This window comes from Photorhabdus sp. RM71S, from assembly GCF_042879355.1.
GTDB classification, from domain to species: domain Bacteria; phylum Pseudomonadota; class Gammaproteobacteria; order Enterobacterales; family Enterobacteriaceae; genus Photorhabdus; species Photorhabdus kayaii.
Genome location: NZ_JBHFKV010000049.1, coordinates 1 through 16,221, shown reverse-complemented (window position 1 = coordinate 16,221; position 16,221 = coordinate 1). Strand labels below are relative to the sequence as shown.

9 protein-coding genes are annotated in these 16,221 nt (G+C 44.3%); all 9 read right to left on the bottom strand.

All coding sequences use genetic code 11. The annotated features are described in order from the left end of the window. Positions 1-7: 7 nt before the first annotated feature. Positions 8-1,285, bottom strand: coding sequence for a histidine--tRNA ligase (gene hisS / locus ACGF5R_RS19610; protein ID WP_112876245.1), 1,278 nt, complete (start codon positions 1,283-1,285; stop codon positions 8-10). A 245-nt stretch (positions 1,286-1,530) separates the two neighbouring features. Next, complete coding sequence (gene ispG, locus ACGF5R_RS19605; protein ID WP_112876246.1) at positions 1,531-2,652, bottom strand: flavodoxin-dependent (E)-4-hydroxy-3-methylbut-2-enyl-diphosphate synthase; 1,122 nt, start codon at positions 2,650-2,652, stop codon at positions 1,531-1,533. 74 nt (positions 2,653-2,726) lie between these two features. After that, positions 2,727-3,761, bottom strand: a complete 1,035-nt coding sequence (rodZ, locus tag ACGF5R_RS19600) for a cytoskeleton protein RodZ (protein WP_112876247.1) — start codon at positions 3,759-3,761, stop codon at positions 2,727-2,729. Between the two features lie 121 nt (positions 3,762-3,882). Further along, entirely contained in the window at positions 3,883-4,296 is a 414-nt protein-coding gene (locus tag ACGF5R_RS19595; protein WP_387692318.1) for a tetratricopeptide repeat protein, read from the bottom strand. A 92-nt stretch (positions 4,297-4,388) separates the two neighbouring features. Continuing rightward, positions 4,389-5,567, bottom strand: coding sequence for a bifunctional tRNA (adenosine(37)-C2)-methyltransferase TrmG/ribosomal RNA large subunit methyltransferase RlmN (locus ACGF5R_RS19590; protein WP_112876249.1), 1,179 nt, complete (start codon positions 5,565-5,567; stop codon positions 4,389-4,391). Positions 5,568-5,748: 181 nt separating this feature from the next. Beyond that, positions 5,749-6,174: a nucleoside-diphosphate kinase gene (gene ndk / locus ACGF5R_RS19585; protein WP_112876258.1), complete on the bottom strand. Its 426-nt coding sequence runs from the start codon at positions 6,172-6,174 to the stop codon at positions 5,749-5,751. Positions 6,175-6,392: 218 nt separating this feature from the next. Then, on the bottom strand, positions 6,393-8,714 hold the full coding sequence (pbpC, locus tag ACGF5R_RS19580; protein ID WP_387692316.1) for a peptidoglycan glycosyltransferase PbpC: 2,322 nt from the start codon (positions 8,712-8,714) through the stop codon (positions 6,393-6,395). 56 nt (positions 8,715-8,770) lie between these two features. Continuing rightward, complete coding sequence (locus ACGF5R_RS19575) at positions 8,771-13,801, bottom strand: alpha-2-macroglobulin (RefSeq protein ID WP_387692314.1); 5,031 nt, start codon at positions 13,799-13,801, stop codon at positions 8,771-8,773. An 873-nt stretch (positions 13,802-14,674) separates the two neighbouring features. After that, a complete protein-coding gene (locus ACGF5R_RS19570; RefSeq protein ID WP_112876252.1) occupies positions 14,675-15,475 on the bottom strand; it encodes an MBL fold metallo-hydrolase in 801 nt (266 codons plus the stop codon). Between the last annotated feature and the right edge of the window lie 746 nt (positions 15,476-16,221).

Sequence of the window (16,221 nt, the reverse complement as noted above, 5' to 3'; positions counted from 1 at the left end):
TCTCTCCTTAACCTAACAGTTCAACCAAACGAGCAGCAATTTCGCTTTGCGGCAACGTTTGTTGTTCACCTGTACGTAAATCTTTAATGGCTACCTGACCAGAACGAATTTCATCCTCACCGAGGATCAGCGCAATTTTGGCGCCTTGTTTATCCGCACGCCCCAGTTGCTTCTTAAAGTTCCCTCCCCCGTGGTTCATCATTAAACGCAATTGGGGCAACGTATCACGTACCTGTTCAGCCAAAATCAATGCCGCTTGCTGACTACCTTCACTAAAAGAAGCGAGATAAACATCTGCAACTGACCGCTCCGCGACAAATGCTGGATTAATTTCTTGCACCAGCAAAATCAGACGCTCCATCCCCATGGCAAAACCCACAGCAGGCGTTGGTCGGCCCCCCAGTTGCTCAACCAGCCCATCGTACCGACCACCGGCACAGACCGTCCCTTGAGCCCCGAGTGCCGTTGTCACCCATTCAAATACTGTGCGGTTATAATAATCCAAGCCACGAACCAAACGCTGATTAATCCGATACTTGATACCCGCCCCATCAAGAAGTGCACACAGGCTATCAAAATGTTCCTTTGATTCGGCATCAAGATAATCAAACAGTTCCGGCGCATCATTAAGAAGTTGCTGAACCTCTGGATTTTTTGAATCCAGAACACGTAATGGATTACTGTACATACGGCGTTTGCAATCTTCATCCAGCTTATCTTTGTGCTGCTCAAGAAAAGCCACCAACGCTTCGCGGTAATTGGCGCGTGCCGCCAACGAACCAATGGAATTCAGTTCAAGCGTCACATGCTCAAAAATACCGAGTTCACGCCACCAGCGAGCAGTCAATAAAATAAGTTCGGCATCAATATCAGGCCCTTGAAGACCAAAAACTTCAGCACCTAATTGATAAAATTGGCGGTAACGGCCTTTTTGTGGACGTTCATAACGGAACATTGGCCCTAAATACCATACGCGCTGTTCCTGATTGTACAGCAGACCATGTTCAATACCGGCACGCACACAACCCGCGGTATTTTCAGGGCGTAGGGTCACACTTTCACCATTGCGATCATCAAAGGTATACATCTCCTTTTCAACCACATCAGTGACTTCCCCAATAGCCCGTCTAAATAACGGGGTCTGCTCTACAATCGGTGTGCGGATCTCGCTATAACCATAACCCGCCAGTACTCGTTTCAAAATAGTTTCGATACGCTGCCAGATAACCGTATCTGCCGGCAAGTAGTCATTCATGCCTCGAATAGCTTGGATATTTTTTGCCACGTTTTATCTCTAGTTAATGATTCAAAAATGATGTTGATTATATACCCGTTATCTTTCAAGTTGCCTCTTTGTTGGCTGCACTCGCTCACCCCGGTCACATAGTTACCTATGCTCCCGGGGATTCGCTCCCTTGCCGTCGCGATGCATCTCGAAATCCATAGGGTATAGAAGCGAATACCGGCGAGCTTCAATTAACAAACAAAACAACGCTGGCTCATCATCACGATGAGCCAGTATCAGATACATTATTTGTCCAGTTGACTTATGCCAATGCGCATATTTTCATCGAGCATTGATGCTTTAGCACGGATCTTCGCCTCAAGCTGATCGATCATATCAGCATTATCGAGACGCACTTTCTGCCGTATCCCATCTTCATAAAAACCACTTTTCGTTCTGGCGCCGGTGACACCCAAAGTAGAAACCTCCGCCTCGCCGGGTCCGTTAACCACACAACCAATAATAGAAACATCCATCGGTGTGAGTAAATCTTCCAAACGTTGTTCCAAAGCATTAACTGTGCCAATAACATCAAATTCCTGACGGGAACAGGTTGGACAAGCGATAAAATTTATACCACGGGAACGAATACGTAATGCTTTCAGAATGTCAAAACCCACTTTAACTTCTTCGACAGGATCGGCAGCCAAAGAAATACGCATGGTATCACCGATACCTTCTGACAGGAGGATACCCAAGCCAATGGCAGATTTTACAGAACCTGCACGCGCACCACCCGCCTCAGTAATACCAAGATGCAATGGCTGATCAATCTTCTGAGCTAACAAGCGATAGGCACCAACCGCCAGAAAGACATCTGACGCTTTTACACTGATTTTAAACTGATCAAAATTAAGCCTATCAAGAATATCCACATGGCGCATAGCCGATTCCACCAACGCTCCTGGGGTGGGCTCACCATATTTTTCCTGAAGATCCTTTTCCAATGATCCGCCATTTACACCAATGCGGATTGGGATATTTTTATCACGGGCAGAAGCCACAACCTCACGGATACGTGCTTCATTACCGATATTTCCAGGGTTAATCCGCAGACAATCGACACCATACTCTGCAACTTTAAGCGCGATACGGTAATCAAAATGGATATCTGCAACCAAAGGAACACTCGCTTGCTGCTTAATCAACTTAAATGCTTCCGCGGCGTCCATCGTTGGTATTGATACGCGAACAATATCAACGCCAACACGCTCAAGCGATTTAATCTGTTTAACAGTCGCTTCCACATCTGTAGTACGTGTGTTTGTCATTGACTGCACCGAAATGGGCGCACCATCCCCGACAGGCACATTGCCTACATAAATACGCGTAGATTTGCGTCTTTTTATCGGCGATTCATTATGCATACTGGTGTTTCTCCCAGACTTCCATGTGCTTACTGATAAAATTACAACTATGCCCTACTGTAACAGGCCTTTCATTATGCTGCCGGTACTTTAAGACGCGCGATACGACTCTCTTTAATAAAGCGGCTTAAATCAACAGGTTGCCCGCGGAACCGTACATCCACAACAGCCGGAACACCGATAGTTAACTCATAAGGTAATGAGCCAGAGAGACTCAGATGGTCACCTTTATGTTTAGTTCCACTAAATAATTTCTTTCCTTTTGCATCAACAACTTGCAACCAACAGGATGCTTTAAAATTCATCATCAGATTATTACTGTCAGCGACTGCCGTTGAATTATTTTCAGACACACTCGGTACTTGAGCTGTCCCTTGATTGGCTGACAATGGAGCAGTCTGAGTTTGTGGCCCGTTACCTGCTAATTGAGTTTCAGGTGTTTTCACCACTTGATTTTGCGTTGATGCCGCAGATTGGGCCACTTCCTCACTATGACCATCAAGACCACCAGTATTATTCGCTGCCACTGCATTTTCGGTTACAGCGGCAGATGATGATGGCTCACTTGTTGCCTGTTCGCGGGTTGGTAACTGTGTCACCTGATCATGATTTTCAGTGGGTAAATCCTCTGAACTGGCTTTTTTCTGAGCAACCTTAGCCGCAGAATGATCAGCCATCGAAATCAATTCCTTCTGTTGAGCTATGTGATTTTGCCACCACCATGCTCCCGTCAAACTAATTACGACTAAAATAATCAACCACGTAATCCACATCAACCAACTTTCGCGTTTTTTCCGTTTTTTACCCAACGAAAAACTCTGCATCGGTGAAACTTTCGCTGTTTTTGCCGGGGTATGCTTATCCAGAATTGCCAGAATTTCTGCTTCTGGAATTTGTACCAACTTAGCATAAGAGCGAACATAACCACGCAGGAAAGTCGGTACCATAGTGGCCGGAATATTGTCCTCTTCAATATCACGTATTGTAGAAAGTTTTAAACACAAGCGATCAGCTACAGTCTGCTGGGTTAGCCCGTGCTGTTCACGAGCCTGACGCAGGAGCTGGCCGGCGGTTAAATAAGCTTGTTCTGGAGTCGTTTCTGTATTCATTAGCAAGAAGACGCGGTACTGTTCAGGTTGTGAAAAACTTCGCGCCGGCGCCTTGCTATAATCTTTAAATTACACAATGGCCTGCGCGGCGAAATAGATTTGCTATTTTACTAGCGGCAAATCACTGATAACAAACACGCCTGTCAGCATGGCTCCCAGTAAACAGAGTCTTGACTTCTTCATACTGCCCCTGCCCACAGAGAAAAACGCTGTAATGATACAATACCGTATCATTTCCTGGCGCGTACTGCATCGCCATTTTGTAACGTTGACGAGCGGCTTCCGGCTGACCAGAATATTGCTCATACAACGCCATACCTAATTGAGCCTGATAATGGTCTGGCTTTGCCAGTAAAACCTTATCAAAGTGATATCTGGCGGCAGGTAAATTACCTTTAGCCAGATAGGCCATTCCCAGTTGAATCCGGGTTTCTGCTGCGACTTTTCGCTGTTGATTGCCGTTTGTTGGTTGATTGGAACATCCTACCAACAACATAGCAACCACCATCATTCCCGATAACGATTTCCTTATCATTCCATCCCCACCGACCAAAGATATGTCATTGTAACGATCATTTCACTTATGCATTTCAGTTACTGCATGACAGGACATACCAACATTCCCATTCAGACTGCTCTTATCTGAATAGGTTCACCGGCCTGACGTTTTTTCAATGTACGTTTGGTACGATCAATTACATCACCGGCAAGTTGACCACATGCGGCATCGATATCATCACCGCGAGTCTTGCGGACAATAGTGGTGAAACCATATCCCATCAACACTTTAGCAAAGCGATCAATCCGGCTGTTGGAACTGCGGCCATATGGCGCCCCCGGAAACGGGTTCCATGGGATCAGATTGATCTTACTCGGTGTGTCTTTCAAGCATTCAGCTAATTGATGTGCCTGTTCCACGCTGTCATTAATATGATCCAGCATGACATATTCCACCGTCACACGCCCCTGATTAGCATTAGATTTAGTCAAATAGCGGCGCACACCTGCAAGGAACTGCTCGATATTATATTTACGGTTGATAGGAACGATGTCATCCCGTACATCATCTGTCGGTGCATGCAGGGAAATTGCCAAAGCAACATCAATCATATCGCCAAGTTTATCCAGTGCTGGCACTACACCAGATGTGGATAACGTCACACGGCGCTTTGACAAACCGAAACCAAAATCATCCATCATGATTTCCATGGCAGGCACCACGTTATTTAGGTTAAGCAGCGGTTCTCCCATCCCCATCATCACCACATTGGTAATCGGGCGACGACCACTGGATTTCAGTGAACCAATAATTTTTGCGGCACGCCAAACTTGACCAATAATTTCAGAAACCCGCAAATTACGGTTAAACCCTTGCTGAGCAGTGGAACAGAATTTACACTCCAGTGCACAACCTACCTGAGAAGAGACACACAAAGTTGCGCGATCATCTTCCGGGATATAAACCGTTTCAACCTGCTGATCGCCAACAGTGATCGCCCATTTAATCGTACCATCGGCCGAACGTTGCTCTTCTGCGACTTCAGGTGCACGGATCTCTGCAACTTGTTGCAATTTTGCTCGCAGAATTTTGTTAATATCTGTCATCTGCTCAAAATCGTCATAACAGTAGTGATATATCCATTTCATCACTTGATCAGCACGGAATGGTTTTTCTCCCATGTCAATGAAAAACTGGCGCATTTGCTTGCGATTCAGATCAAGCAGGTTAATTTTACCGCCTTTCTTTTCTGGAGTTTCAGACACGACAGAAGCAGCAAATTGTGCCGCAGTATTTGGTTGGGACATCTTTTTATATCGCCTCGTTGTAACACTTTCGGCTCTGCGTTAATGAACTCAACGCGAAGTTTCAATTCAGGTCACTATCAGTTTAGTATAGTAACAAATAATAAGCGCCCCGTTGAATTAACAGCGGGGCGCCGCATTGTACAAACTTTAATGCAATGATGCTACGGGTAACGCAAATCAATTAACGTGGGCAAATTTCATCTTCTGTGAAGAAATACGCAATTTCACGGTTTGCAGATTCAACCGCATCAGAGCCGTGAACCGCGTTTTCAGTGAAGCTATCTGCATAATCAGCGCGCAGAGTACCTGCCAATGCATTATCAGGATTAGTTGCCCCCATCAGATCACGGTGACGCTGTACTGCATTCTCGCCTTCCAACACCTGAACCATAATCGGACCAGAAGTCATAAATTCCACCAAACCATCAAAGAAAGGGCGGCCTTTGTGCTCCGCATAGAAGCCCTCAGCCTGTTCACGGGTCAGGTGAAGCATTTTCGCGGCAATAATTCTAAACCCAGCACTTTCAAAACGAGCATAAATAGCCCCGATGGCATTTTTCTTCACAGCGTTAGGCTTAACAATAGAAAAAGTACGTTCAACCGTCATAGATAACCTCTTGGTTCTTCTTGCAGCAACTGATAATTTTAATTTTTCCCGATAAGTTAATCGGTTAATACTCATTCCGCAACCTTAGCGGAGATAAAAACGGCGTTGATTATAGGGGTACGAATAGCGGTTGCCTACAGAAAACATAACATTCCATTAAATTTTCCTTAGCGAAAATTACCATTTTTTCGTACAAATCACACTTTTACCTGAATCGTTTACTTCAAGGTAAAATTGACAGAATCAATTTGCCCGCCCAAATCCAAAACACTAAGCTGATATTTACCCGGCTGAGTCAATGTCTGAACAAATCCCCGATTATTTTCTGTGGTCATTACCTGTTCTCCATTCAGAAACCACCATTGTTGCCCACCACTACCGCCCTGAGTGGTAACACGTAAATCAAGGCTGCCAAAACCAGGAAGCCGTTTCAATACATCTCCGTTACGAATCCCCACGATCAACAAGGGCGCTTCATCTGATTTCAACGGTGGACATCGAGGATTAACCGGCGGCAGACGCTGTGCCCGCCGCTCTTGTGTTGGTAACCATGATTCGAGGGTAATCGGCCATAAAGCGATATTTTTAGCCTGAGCGCCGGGACAATCAGGAGCCACGCGCAAACCGTTTTTATCCAACCACACCTGTTCATTGATGCCTGAAATAGCCTCTTGCCCCACCGCAGGCAGCGTAGGCGGAATCGTGTTATTCAGTATCCAGCTCAGACGCCGCTGACGGCAATTATCCTCTCCCTTCGGTAAACTCTGCCCTCCCGGCCAACAGATAATTGCCCGACTCACACTTGCTGGACGCGGATCAACAGGAATCCGTTTAGCCCCATTTCGCATATTGGCGAACAACAGATTATTGACCTGATTCATGATGGGAACCGCCGTAGCATAGCCGAACTGCCCGACAACTGGAGTGCCATCCGGCCGACCAACCCAAACACCAATGGTATAACGCGCATTTAAGCCAATGGCCCAAGCATCACGGTAGCCATAGCTGGTACCGGTTTTCCAAGCCAGCGGCACTTGTGCCGGCAAAACATCATCAGGTTGCGGCAGAGCTTCTCCAGCCATAATTCGCCTCACTATCCATGCAGCACCGGGGGAAAAAAGTTGCCGATCACGCAATTTCTGCTGCGGAGTGAATCTCAAGGGGGAAACCTTCCCCTGACGGGCAAACGCCGTGTAAGCCGCCACCAGTTGATCCATCCGGGTTGCCGTACCACCAAGAATCAATGATAAATTGGGTTCACTGCCGGGAGGAAAACGCAATACGGTTCCCACATTACGCATATTGGCGGTAAACCGCTTGGCGCCATAGGCTTCAAGCAATTGCACAGCGGGTAAATTCAGTGAACGAACCAACGCCTCACTGGCACTGACCGGCCCATGAAAGCCACTGTCAAAATTTCCGGGGCGATAATAATCAAAGCGGCGAGGCACATCCTGTAACAGTGATTCCCCATGAATTAACCCATCATCCAGCGCCATGGCATACAAAAATGGCTTCAAGGTTGATCCCGGCGAACGCCATGAACTTATCATATCGACATGACCAAAACGGCTATCATCCCTTAGATCCAGCGAGCCGATATAGGCTTTTACCGCCATGTCTGTATGATCAACCACTAACACGCCAATCGAAGTTTTTTCTGGTAACTGGTACTTCCAATTCACCGCCATATCTTCAAGCTGACGCTGTAATCCCACATCAAGGGTTGTTTTGATGATCTCCTGACGAGTACCTTTCACCATTCGTCTGGCAAGCAAAGGGGCAAGCTGTGGCACCTGCCGAGGAGCCAACCACAACGTTTCTTGCCGAATATCAGCAATCGTCTGTTCCGGCCAGATTTTATAGTGCGCCAACCGTTGCAACACCTTATCGCGAGCAGCCTGTGCCCGTTCAGGATAGCGATCTGGCCTTAAACGGCTAGGAGCCTGTGGCAGAACAGCCAGTAAAGCCGCTTCTCCCGCTGAGAGTTCAGAGGGCGGTTTAGCCAAATATGCCCAACTCGCCGCACCGACACCTTGTAATGTGCCACCAAACGGCGCACGGTTCAGATACATCTCCAGAATTTCATTTTTGGAATAGTGCCATTCAAGCTGCAAAGTACGCCAGATCTGTTTCAGCTTCCCGCCGAAAGTGCGTGAATGGGGATCAATCAACCGAGCGACCTGCATTGACAGCGTACTACCACCGGACAAAATCTTACCGGCTCGTATATCTTGCCAGGCAGCCCTGACCAGAGAAATCGGGTTAATCCCCGGGTGTTTATAGAACCAGCGATCTTCATAAGTCAGCAATGCCTGAATATATTCCGGTGATACTTGATCCAATGTTACCGGATAACGCCAAACGCCTTCATCATCGGCAAAACGCCAAAGCGGCGTACCATCCTCACTCACGACAATACGCGCCATTTTGACTTCACGCAGTGGCAGAGGCCAAATTTTATCTGCCAGCCATAAACCCGCCGGGAGCAAAAACAACAACAGTACAATCAGCCACATAAGGCGATGCGTTTTCTTCATCTATGAACACCAAGAGAGAAATCAGCCCTTACACCAGAGCATAAGGGCTGACAAATTTAGCGGACAACTTCCAGTTTTTCAGGTGTAGAACCGACTGCACGCCAGTAAGGCACATACATAGATTCAACCTGTGGTGCAGGAATGGTGTAAACACCCGGAGTTACAGCACGTGCCAGATAGAGCAACGTCACTGGCTGAGACGGATCAACCGCGACTGCCGCCACATATCGATCATCACGATATTCAATATGATGAATCGTCGCCTGTTGCATATCGCCAATCAACTCCTGAAGATTAGCGGCACTCTCACTCAACTTAGCACTGCTGTTAGCCAAGTTCTGGTTTTCCAGCTCCAAGCCGGCGGGCAATAAATCAACAACCAAAGCATCCTGTACGGATTTATCTGAGCTTACCACCAGCTTTACAACCACCATTTCACCGCTCTTCAGATGGTCAATGGAAACCGGATTACCCTTCATATCCAGATAGCTACGCTGAATTTTCAGCACATTAGCGTAAGGTTTCGGAGAGCGCAGCGGGTAGGCCACCACATTTACTCGTGAATAGAGCGTGCTGTCACCAAGGTTACGGATACTCACACCTTGCTGAATATCCTGTGGATACAACATCTCACTATAGGACTTATCCCTACTTATTGGTGAAGTCCGCTGATTAATCACCGCTTTCCACGGCTGCACTGATGTATCAATAAAGAAACGTCCCGCCAAGTAGAGTGAATTACTCTCCTGAGTTGAGAAATAATTGCGAGATGTCAATTCATCAGACAGAGCCAGCAATTTCTCATCACGTTCCTTTATTAGCATATTATTTTCAGTCAACAGAGCAACAATCATTGCGTTGTCACGGATGTCACTACCGTAATCACCTAAATCTACATCATCATGACGGTTTTTACTGATCCCCAAACGAACCGCTTCATCTGCTCGGGTGTTATCCCCCATCAATTTCAGTGCGACTCCCAGTTGTACCAGTGACAAGCCATTGCCTGCTTGCTGACGGCGTTCATAAACTTGTCTCAGAGCGCCCAATGGCGCTTTCTGTTGATTGGCAAGCACCAGACCAGCATAAGACTGAACCGAGAATCGCATTGCTTCCTGATTCTGGCTATAGGGATAGTTAATAACACTCTTATCCTGTAAATAACGTAACAGACGGTTATTGGCAGAAGTCAACACCTCTTTAGGTACGCTGTAACCTCGTTGACTTGCACGGAATAGAAAATCGGCGGCATAGGCCGTTAACCAATATTCTTCATCACCGGTTTTATCCCATAAAGCAAAGCTACCGTCATGACGCTGCATACTCAACAAATGAATAATTCCCTCATCAATACTTGCCCGGCGTTTATTATCATCTTCCGCCATGATACCCAAACTATTCAGCTCTGATTTGTTCGAATAGAGTGACGGATAAAGCCCACTGATTGTCTGTTCAAGACAGCCATATGGGTAGGCGTACAATTCACGAATATAGCGTGAAATCTGTAACGGTGGACGGCTGCTCAGTAACAACTGCCCCTCGGCTCCTTCTGGTGATAAACCCGATAAGGTATTTAACGGCAACTGCCACTCCTCTCCCGGATGAATAACATTAGCGAACAAAACAGTTTCCGCTGGCTGTGCCTGACGCACACCAATCTTCCAACTATTTTTATACGGTTTCAGATTTTCACCGGGTAAATTCAGACCATCAATCGTCAAGGAAACCTCTCCTTGACCAACCCCCAAATCCGCTGTGACCGGAATCTCTACTGTGGTGCGTTTGCCTTTTTCCAATGTTATCTCTTTGCTAATATCCCCCTCTAACTTAATCAGGTCATTAGCCGCAAAGTTCAAGGTCAAGTTTTGCGTCTGTTCAGTTAAGTTAGTCAAATCTAACGACAACAATGCGCTATCACCACCCGCCATAAAGCGAGGTAATGCCATCTGTGCAACCACCGGCGCAGCAATGACAACTTTACTTTCACCGTGGCCGAACTCATCTTCACTCCACGCTTGAGCCATCAACCTCAATTCACCATTGAAATCAGGGATTGGCAAAACGATCTGCCCTTCGCCATTTTCATCCAGCGTCACTGGCTGTGCTTGTTCAGCGATAATCTTAACTTCGGTTAGTGGCTTTCTGCCTCCACGATCAAGGGCGCTATCATCACCATCACCACCAAAACGCAGATTCGCCAGACGGCCTTCACCTTCAATCAACTGACCATACACATCATATTGATCGACACTGTAACGCTTACGACCAAAGAAGGCCTCATAGGGGTCGGGAGTTTTAAAATTCGTGACATTCAGCACCCCCGTATCGACAGCAGAAAGCAGCACATTAACCTGCTTGGGTAATTTCTGCCCTTGTTGTGGCGTCGCCTTGATTTTAACGGTCAAATTCTGATTCGGACGCATCTTTTCCGGTGCGGATAATGTCAAATCCAGCTTACGATTTTCATCAACCAACGGCAGGTGCAACACACCAATGGCACGTTTCGGCGTCGCCTGACGAGATTTATCCTCTGGACGCACTACCACAGCGGTTAAATAAAGGTCATGACGACGCCACTCTTTATTTACCGGCACTTCCACATCCAAACCTTGCTCTGGCACATCAATTTTTTGCCACCAAAGCGGCCCTTCGCTGGATTCCACCAACAGATAACCTTTACCGGCCTGTGGCGCGACCATATGCAATTTTATCTTCTCACCTACTTGATAAGCGGGCTTATCCAGAGATAACTTCACCTGATCAGGACGAACAGCCCCTGTACCACCAGTATTGTCCTGCCATGAGTAACCCGCCCAGAAATTAACGCTGGTCACTAATTGATTTTCTGGATTAACCACTTCAATACGGTACGACCCCCAATCAACCGGAAAACTGACCTTTGCCGTACCATCTTGAGCAATTTGGATATGTTCATCCGCCATCACCAAATCTTTCTGGTCATAGCCTGATTGCCAACCTTCACCATCCGACCAACGCCAATAATAGTCACGGCGTTCATAAACCAGACGGGCAGTTAAATCTTTTGCAGCATATTTTTTTCCATTGGCATCGGCATACACCACCGCAAATTGCGCCAGTGAATTTTCATCCACATTGTAACGACTTTGGTAACGCCCTACGCGATAGTCATAAATCTCTTTCTGATTAAACAACGGACGGATACCAACCAGCTTTTCTGCCGGCCAAACGGCCTGTTCAACTCGACGAGTTACCGGGCGGCCACCAGATTCAAGCAAACCTGCCTGTACAATGACGTTTACCGGCGAAGAGACCGAACTCCAGTTGTCGGCACTGACATTAATTACAGCTTTACCCTCATTACCTAAAACCAGATCAAACTCATCCAATGTGCGACTAAGATTGTCTTCTGTAACCGCACCAAACTCATAGCCAGGCAATTTTGCTACCGCATCCCGAGCTGGACGCAGAAATAATTGCCCTTGCAAGCGATTATATGCGGCAGGCGCTCCATATAGATAACGGCCTTTAATCGCGAAATCCACATCGTGGTCTTTCATCACGGGTTGCGACTCACTACTAATTTCCAGAGCCATGCGCTCCGGCATAAAATCTTCGACATTAAACTTGTAATAACGGGGTTTGTTATCGCCCAAATCAAAACGTAGCGACCAGAACCCAGTAGCCGCTGACTGGGGGATCGCATAACGATACTGATACAACCCATTTTCGGGTTGCCAGACAAAACTACGAACAACCTGACCATCGGTTTTCAGTACATCCACTTTAACTGGCTGACTTTTCATTGCACGGCCATCGCCATCACGCAACAGGCCATTGACAATCAACGTTTCACCCGGGCGATAGAGATCACGAGGTCCAAAAACAAAAAATTGTTTGCTATACCCTTGTGGGCCAGAGATATCAAATTCAGACAGATCCAGCGCCGGTGATACCAAATCAATCATACTGGTTTGGTGATCATGAGTAGCAAGCAATAGTTTCGCTTTTACATTTTTTTCTAAGCTGACGTGTCCATCATCGTCCGTTGTTGCCTTTGACAATAATAGCCCTTTATCATCCAACAGCCGTATTTCCACCCCTTTCAGGCTGCTACCTTGCGCCAAAGATTGGGTAAACACATCCATCTTATCCAAATAGCTGTGCACAGAAACACCTATATCACTTAAGGTAAACATTGTTGCTGGATTGGTGTCTGTGTATTTACCCGCTTGTTGCATCACCGCCAGATAAACACCATCTTGCTGTAAATCTTTAATATTACTTAATGGCAACAGTAATTTTTCGCGGGTATTCAGTGTTGGATTCAGATCGAAACGGCCGGTATAAACCAGTTCCGCATCTTTGAGCATCTCTTCAGATTCCCAAGAATTCATATTATTGCGATATTGCCACTGTGCAATAAAAGCCGGTAATGCCGCCTCTTTTATCCTGAAAAAATTAACATCAACACGATTAACATTCAGAGCCAATACTGGCAAACCTTCAGCAACTTTACTGGGTAACAAAGAGCCTTTGCTGGCAAAACCGACAGACGGAGAAATCGTCGCGGTTGTCAGCGTTTTCTCATAAGCCGTTTCGAGTTGACGATCATTGATACCTTTAACATCTTTATCTACGGTCAATTGCAACTTACGGGAGGGCGGCAAATGGCGCAAGCGCAGTTCCATCATGTTATCTGACAGTTCCCACGCCCCATCAAGTTTGCCCTCTTTGACATCCACCAAACGGACATTCTGCGCAAAATCCTGATTCGGATCTAAAGGAACAGAAAATGTCACCACCATTGCACTAGCGCCATCAAGCTGAACTTCCGAGGCATCCAGAATCTTCACTGGTTTACCGGCATAACGTTTTACTAATTCAGCCAGTGAGGCTGCATCTTTCGGTTTTACTGATTTTGGTGGAGTATTTGATTGTTGAGGTGCTTTTTCGCTTTGAATTTCCGTGGACTGCGGTTGGGCAGCTTGCTTATTATCAGTGCTATCAGATTGGTCACAACCAGAAAGCATCAGCAAAGACGCTAAAATCACCGCCAAATAACGTTTGTTTCTTCTTGGCCGTTGCCAGAATTGACCTTGATTCATAATCATAACCCCTGTCTTAACTCCGGCCAACTGGTGGCAGGATTTAATGAATAACTCTATGTACCCATTATCTTTCAAGTTGCCTCTTTGTTGGCTGCACTCACTCACCCCGGTCACATAGTTTGCTATGCTCCCGGGGATTCGCTCCCTTGCCGTCGCGAAACATCTTGAAATCCATTGGGTATAAATCAATATATTAAATTTAAATCAAACAGATAGAATCAACTATATACCTATGATCAACTTATTATACCGCCTATTTATATAAGCAACGTAAAGACATTAAGTTCATATAATAGCCTGTTATTTTAATGAATTAAACATCACAGAAACGATAAGTAAATCTAAATTTATCGATTCAATTTTTCATTAAGAACTCTATATATCTTGTAAAACGAATTTTCGTCATTTCTCTCAGTGACCGAAGATAGACCTTTACTGCACCATCCGCTTGATAATTTACAAGCAGTAAAACAATATAAAATCGATCATTAAAACAAGTTGAATAAACAGGAAATTATCATTATCGTACCGGTTATCAATATCATTATTAGATTAAATACAGTCATCTTCAATATACTATTATTTTTCCTAAAAAATACGGCAATAGGATTATATACCCTATGGATTTCAAGATGCATCGCGACGGCAAGGGAGCGAATCCCCGGGAGCATAAATAACTATGTGACCGGGGTGAGTGAGTGCAGCCAACAAAGAGGCAACTTGAAAGATGACGGGTATAGCAATAAAAACATTAACCTATCGTTATTATAATCCCAATTATTTAAAACAGAAAAAAACGCTAACCCCAACGCTGTCGCAAATGGGGTAATAACCTGATGAACATCCATTTTCTCAACGACTTTCATTATGTTACTCGACTAATAATACCTGTCCTGTTTTTAGCTGTTTGACATTTGGTAACCAAAGTCTTCCCCAGCTACCAGTACAATGACATCCATAGACCTCTTTTATATTTTCTTTTATGAAAAATTCTCTGATCTTCAATAACTCCGTCGGTAACGCTCTCCTTAAATGCAATCCGCCTATTACTGCGAATACTTTATCCACACCGGTAATCATTTTAGCGTGGTTAATAATTTCACAAATACCAGAATGACCACAGCCAACGATAATCACCAATCCATTATCGCTTTTCCAAATTAACGCACTATCATCCAATATATAATCATTGGCCCAAGAGCTCTTTCTAATTAACCCAAAGGATTTTCGATGATCATTTGCTATTTCCCCTGAAAAAATAAATCGCTCACTTATCTTCATATGCGATTTCGTTAAACGAAATAAAACTCTCTTCTTAACTCGTTTATTAATTTTACCCGACATTTTTTTAAATTTTAACGCCATTTTCCTGAACATAACACCATAATATTTCTCATTTAATGCATCAGGATGACATATTAATTTAGCATTATGGGGAAAATAATTAACACCACCTATATGGTCAGAATGTCCATGAGAGATAACAATTTTGGATATATCATCAATAGATATCCCCATCCTGTTTGCATTCTCAATATAGCTACCATCCGGGCCGGTATCAAAAATTATCTTCTCTTCACCATCTTCAAGTAAAAGACTCAAACCAGGCTTAGCTATCAAATATGAATCAGATGTTTTATTTTCCAGTAGTACAGTTATTTTTAACGACATAGCTTATCCATTAATTTTGTTGAAGTCACGCTTCTATTAAACGGTACAGGTAACAATAGCATTGACGTACATCAATAAAATAATGAAAAGCCATTATATCGTCACATTTTTATAAGCAGATCACAAATTACCCCTCCTCTACTGACAGTTAATTTTTCAACATGAAATGATTATCTCTCTATCATATTTATTGTCTTGCAATATTCACATACGAATATTATCCCTTGCTGTACAACATATTTTTAAAGGTAGAGATAAATATATTATTAAATAATAAAACCCAACGATAGGTTATTCAAACAATTTAATCAAACTTACTATACTAATATCAGATGTAGTTAACAATGCTTAATTTGAAATATCACTATAAAGCCAGTAATTGACTTACATAACTACTCTCATTTTATCTATATTATAAGATAAAAACATAATATATTTATCAGATATAATTTGACTTCACATTACATAAAAAACATTTAAATAGAAAAATCAATAATTATAAAAATATCACATGTCGTTATAAACATAACCTATCCATTTATATCCAATCATTATTAATACCTTTATTAATACAATAAAAAAATATATTATTTTTATGTAAAAATAGAATTAATATATTTTAAAATAATTGGCATATTCATATAATAAGTACAATATCGTTACTCTGGAAGTAAACATATCCGCATTCCTTTAAATAATTCATTGGGTGTTTTACCCCCTAGTTTTTCGGGAGCGATTACTTAATC